Here is a 263-nt window from a genome sequence, read left to right on the forward strand (position 1 = left end):
AGCACGGCCGGACGGTCCGAGTCTGCAATGCAGAGCAGCCCCTTCACACGCAAAATCTTATCACCGTGACGGTTGAGAAGCATCGTGAACCAGAGGGTGAAGACCTGCCAGTCGAGAGGTATAACGATCCGCATGCAGCACGGCCGGACGGTCCGAGTCTGCAATGCAGAGCAGCCCCTTCACACGCAAAATCTTATCACCGTGACGGTTGAGAAGCATCGTGAACCAGAGGGTGAAGACCTGCCAGTCGAGAGGTATAACGA

The 263-nt window shown here is 56.3% G+C and carries 2 protein-coding genes; both read right to left on the reverse strand.

What is annotated here, in order from left to right; all coding sequences use genetic code 11:
• Nucleotides 1–83: hypothetical protein (locus tag ACRXB1_RS37670; protein WP_449494974.1), on the reverse strand; the 83-nt coding region annotated here is incomplete at its 3' end.
• The coding region (locus ACRXB1_RS37675) for a GTP-binding protein (RefSeq protein WP_449494973.1) at nucleotides 61–263 on the reverse strand (203 nt) is incomplete at its 5' end. The genes ACRXB1_RS37670 and ACRXB1_RS37675, both read right to left, overlap by 23 nt.

The sequence above is a fragment of the Caballeronia sp. M23-90 genome, from assembly GCF_053574605.1.